Origin of the sequence: Polaromonas sp. (assembly GCF_031411155.1) — a bacterium.
GTDB lineage: Bacteria > Pseudomonadota > Gammaproteobacteria > Burkholderiales > Burkholderiaceae_C > Polaromonas.
In genome coordinates, this window is record NZ_JANOAL010000306.1 from 1 (window position 1) to 4,048 (window position 4,048).

Consider the following 4,048-nt stretch of genomic DNA (forward strand, 5'->3'; position numbering starts at 1 on the left):
GCCTGGTCAGGCGGCAGCGCAAAAGGTTCGTACACCGACGCCGGCGGACCTGACGCCAGCGCCGAGATGATGCGGTTTTTCCTGGAGCATCCGCGCCGGCAGGCCCATTAAGCGCAGAAATTCAGGCGGTTTTCGGAGCACTGGCTGGGTGTGCAACAGTTATCAGTTTTTCAGCAAAAACTCCATCTCGGTTCCGGCCAGATTCAGCACATCCTTGTGGGCCAACGCAATCGCCTCCGTCCCAATGGCTTGGCCGTTGAGGGTGGACGGGATCCCGCCTCTCATGTGTGCAACGTAGTAACCACTGCGCCGATGAGAGATGGACACGACGGAAACGCCCGGCTGGCCAAAAGTCGTCACGGCCTTGACCACCGGAACCTCCAGCCCGGCCGAGGAACCCGACAGCACCTTGAGGCTGGCCTGCAGCGCGCCGCTGGTGCCTGGAAAGCCAAGGGCATCGAGCGGCATGGCGGTGGTCTCGTTCTGGAAACCGGGCGGCTCATGCGCTGATGCCGCACGAAACAGAACCCTGAATTTGCCAATCGCGATGAGGTCGCCATCTTCAAGCTGCTGCGGGGACTTGACCATGTGACCGTTGATGTAAGTGCCGTTGGTGCTGCCAAGGTCTTCGACGTACACATCGGCAATGCCCTTGAGCTCAAACACACAGTGATCGCCACTGACGACCATGTTGTCAAACACGATGTCGTTATGCGGCTTGCGGCCCAGCGTCGTTCTGTCATTTTTCAGATAAACGTGCTTGATTTCGACGCCTTCGACGGATGCGATGAGCTGCGGCATAAAGCCCCCTGTTGGAAGATGCAGATCGCCAGACACGCCCGGTGCGCTGGCGGAAAGCCATGGTAGCCGTCCCGCTTCAAGCGCACAAGGCCACCGTGCTGGTCGCAAAAACAGGCCCTGATTAATGCAGTGGGCTATAAAGTGAAGGGCTGAAGAACAGTACCGAAACACGGAGACGCCATGCCCACCCAAATCTCGGACATCCACATCGCCCAGGCCGACCCGCTGCCGGAACCCCGGCTGTTGCGCACCGAACTGCCGGCGGGCGAGGCTGAAGCGGCCTTCATCACCGCCTCGCGCACCGCCACCCGCAACATCTTGCGCGGCCTGGATGACCGGCTGCTGGTCGTGGCGGGGCCGTGCTCTATCCACGAGCCTGAATCGGCGCTCGAATACGCGGCGCGGCTGCGCCAGGAAGCGGTGCGGCTGGGCGAATCGCTGCTGCTGGTGATGCGCGTTTACTTCGAAAAGCCGCGCACGCGCATGGGCTGGAAGGGCCTGATCTATGACCCGGGGCTGGACGGCCAGGGCGACATCGGCGAGGGCCTGCGCCATGCGCGGCGCATTTTGCTGGAGTGCGCGCGCTTGGGCGTGCCGGCGGCCTCTGAAATCCTGGACCTGGTGACGCCGCAGTATTACGCCGAGCTGCTGAGCTGGGGCGCGATTGGCGCGCGCACGGTCGAAAGCCCGCTGCACCGGCAGATGGCGTCGGCCCTGTCGGCGCCCGTGGGCTTCAAGAACGCCACCAACGGCAGCGTGGGCGCGGCCATAGACGCCATCCATGTGGCGGCCCAGCCGCACCGCTTTCCGACCATTTCACTCGAAGGCCGGGCCATGGTCATCACGACCACCGGCAACCCCGATGGCCACCTGGTGCTACGCGGCGCCAGTGACGGGCCGAACTATGACGCCGCCAGCGTCAGGCGCGCCACCGAGGCGCTGGAGCAATCCGGCCTGCCGCCGCGCCTGGTGATCGACTGCAGCCACGGCAACAGCAACAAGGACTATTCAAGGCAGCCGGCCGTGGCGGCCGACATCGCGCAGCAGGTCGCCAGCGGCTCGAGCCGCATCTGCGGCCTGATGATTGAAAGCCACCTGGTCGAGGGCCGGCAGGACATCGTCGATGGCCGCCAGGGCTTGCGCTATGGGCAGAGCGTGACCGACGCCTGCATCGGCTGGGAGGCGACCGTGGCCGTGCTGGAGCAGCTGGCGGCGGCCGTGCGCCAGCGCCGGGCCGGCGCCATTACGTAATTTGCCGGCGCCGCCTACGGCGTATAGGATGAGCAGCATGAGCCTCATGTTGCGTGCGCTGACCCTTGGCATCGCCTTGGCCATCCTGCCCACGATGACCACGCTGGCGGCTGCGCAGCCGCTGCCTGCGGCCGGCCCGCCGTCTACGCGGCAGCAGGCGCTCAAGGCGATCGAGCACCCCGAACCCGCCGTGCGGCGCGCGGCCGCCCTGCGCCTGGGTGAAGTCGGCGCGATGATGGACGCCGACCGTCTCGTTGCCCACCTGGGGGACGATGACGCGCCGGTGCGCCAGCTCGCCGAAGCCGCGCTGTGGCAGATCTGGAGCCGCTCGGGCGACGGCGCGATCGATGCCTTGTTTCTGCGCGGCGTCCAGCAGATGGCGGCGTCGGAGCTGACCGAGGCCCTGGCCACGTTCTCCGAAATCATCCGCAAAAAGCCGGCCTTTGCCGAGGGCTGGAACAAGCGCGCCACGGTTTATTACCTGCTCGGCCAGTACCAGCTGTCGATGAAGGACTGCGACGAAGTCCTCAAACGCAACCGCCAGCACTTCGGGGCGCTTTCGGGCTACGGGCAGATCTACCTGGCGCTGGGTGACCCCGACCGCGCCCAGCCCTACCTTGAGCGCGCGCTCAGGGTGAACCCGAACATGGCCGGCGTCGCGGCGACGCTGCGCCTGATCGAGCAGCAGCGCGAAGCCAAGCGACGCCGCACGATCTGAACCCTGCCACTTGGCGGCGACTTCGCCAGCAGGCCATCCGCTGCAGGCCTGCGGCCTAGAATGAAGCGCTCACCGTCAACAAGCCCCTGGAGCCCGCGATGATCGTCGAACGCATCTGGACCGGTAACGCCTACCGCAACTTCAATTACCTGATTGCCTGCCCCGAAACCGGCGAAGCGCTGGCCATCGACCCGCTGGACCATGAAAAAACGCTGGCCACCGCCAGGGTCAAGGGCTGGCAGATCACCCAGGTGCTCAACACCCACGAGCACCACGACCACACCGGCGGCAACGCGGCCGTGATTGCGGCCACCGGCGCCAAGCTGATCGCCCACCACAAGGCCGGCGGGCGCATTGCGGGGGTGGACCGGGGCGTGCAGGCTGGCGACGTGATCAAGGTCGGCAAGACCGTCGAGCTGGAATGCCTGGACACGCCCGGCCACACGCTGTGCCACATCTGCCTGCGCTCGCACACCGAGCAGCCGGCGCTGTTTTCGGGCGACACGCTGTTCAATGCCGGCGCCGGCAATGTGCACAACGGCGGCGACGTCAACGCGCTTTATGCCACCTTTGCGGAGCAGCTGGCCCGACTGCCCGACAACACCCAGGTCTATCCGGGCCACGACTACATCGAGAACAACCTCAGGTTCACGCTGGACCGCGAACCCGGCAACGCCGCCGCGAAAGCCCTGTTGCCCAGCGTGGCCGATCATGACCCGGCGAACTCCGTCGTCACCACGCTGGCGCAGGAAAAGCAGTTCAACAGCTTCATGCGCCTGGCCAACCCGGTCCTGATCGCCACGCTGCGCGAAAGCTTCCCGGACCTGCCCGACGAGCCCGACGCCAGGACCGTGTTCAGCAAGCTGCGGGAGCTGCGCAACGCCTGGTGACGGGATTGGCAGGCATCATGCAGCGCGACTCCGCCCTCAGAACGCGCATCCAGGCGCAGCTGCGCGCCTTCACCCTGCAGGCGGCCGCGCGCGACCAGCAGCATGCCGCCGCGGTGGCCGTGGTCATTACCGACGAAGGCCATGGCGCCGAGCTGCCCGGTTTTCCGCAGCATGCGGTGTGGAGCACGCAGGCGGCCCTGCTGCTGACGCGGCGCTCCGGCCAGCTGCGCAAGCATGCCGGACAGTGGGCGCTGCCCGGCGGGCGCATCGACGCCGGCGAAACGGCGGAGCAGGCAGCCCTGCGCGAGCTGGCCGAAGAGGTGCATCTGGAACTTGATGCCAGCGCCATCCTGGGCCGGCTCGATGATTTCGTCACGCGCTCGGGTTT

5 protein-coding genes and 1 pseudogene are annotated in these 4,048 nt (G+C 66.3%); 5 read left to right on the plus strand and 1 reads right to left on the minus strand.

The window, feature by feature from the left end; translation table 11 throughout:
• Positions 1 to 111 (plus strand): annotated as a pseudogene (locus RMO23_RS18160) (poly(3-hydroxyalkanoate) depolymerase); the annotation flags it as partial.
• Positions 112 to 162: 51 nt separating this feature from the next.
• On the opposite strand, the gene RMO23_RS18165 reads toward RMO23_RS18160, so the two are convergent.
• Complete coding sequence (locus RMO23_RS18165; RefSeq protein WP_309684253.1) at positions 163 to 801, minus strand: FHA domain-containing protein; 639 nt, start codon at positions 799 to 801, stop codon at positions 163 to 165.
• 180 nt (positions 802 to 981) lie between these two features.
• Between RMO23_RS18165 and RMO23_RS18170 the strand changes: the two genes are divergently transcribed.
• From RMO23_RS18170 to RMO23_RS18185, 4 genes are all read left to right on the plus strand, one after another.
• Positions 982 to 2,052, plus strand: coding sequence for a 3-deoxy-7-phosphoheptulonate synthase (locus tag RMO23_RS18170; protein ID WP_309684254.1), 1,071 nt, complete (start codon positions 982 to 984; stop codon positions 2,050 to 2,052).
• A gap of 37 nt (positions 2,053 to 2,089) precedes the next feature.
• Positions 2,090 to 2,770, plus strand: coding sequence for a tetratricopeptide repeat protein (locus RMO23_RS18175; protein ID WP_309684255.1), 681 nt, complete (start codon positions 2,090 to 2,092; stop codon positions 2,768 to 2,770).
• 98 nt (positions 2,771 to 2,868) lie between these two features.
• The gene (locus RMO23_RS18180) at positions 2,869 to 3,660 is read left to right on the plus strand and encodes a hydroxyacylglutathione hydrolase (RefSeq protein WP_309684256.1); all 792 of its coding nucleotides are present in this window, start codon (positions 2,869 to 2,871) and stop codon (positions 3,658 to 3,660) included.
• A 17-nt stretch (positions 3,661 to 3,677) separates the two neighbouring features.
• Positions 3,678 to 4,048 (plus strand): CoA pyrophosphatase (locus tag RMO23_RS18185; protein WP_309684258.1); only part of this gene is annotated, 371 nt, incomplete at its 3' end.

Bases quoted from the DNA above. Each gene is read 5' to 3' on its own strand.
- RMO23_RS18175 (WP_309684255.1), top strand. From the start codon at position 2,090: ATGAGCCTCATGTTGCGTGCGCTGACCCTTGGCATCGCCTTGGCCATC.
- RMO23_RS18165 (WP_309684253.1), bottom strand. From the start codon at position 801: ATGCCGCAGCTCATCGCATCCGTCGAAGGCGTCGAAATCAAGCACGTT.
- RMO23_RS18170 (WP_309684254.1), top strand. From the start codon at position 982: ATGCCCACCCAAATCTCGGACATCCACATCGCCCAGGCCGACCCGCTG.
- RMO23_RS18180 (WP_309684256.1), top strand. From the start codon at position 2,869: ATGATCGTCGAACGCATCTGGACCGGTAACGCCTACCGCAACTTCAAT.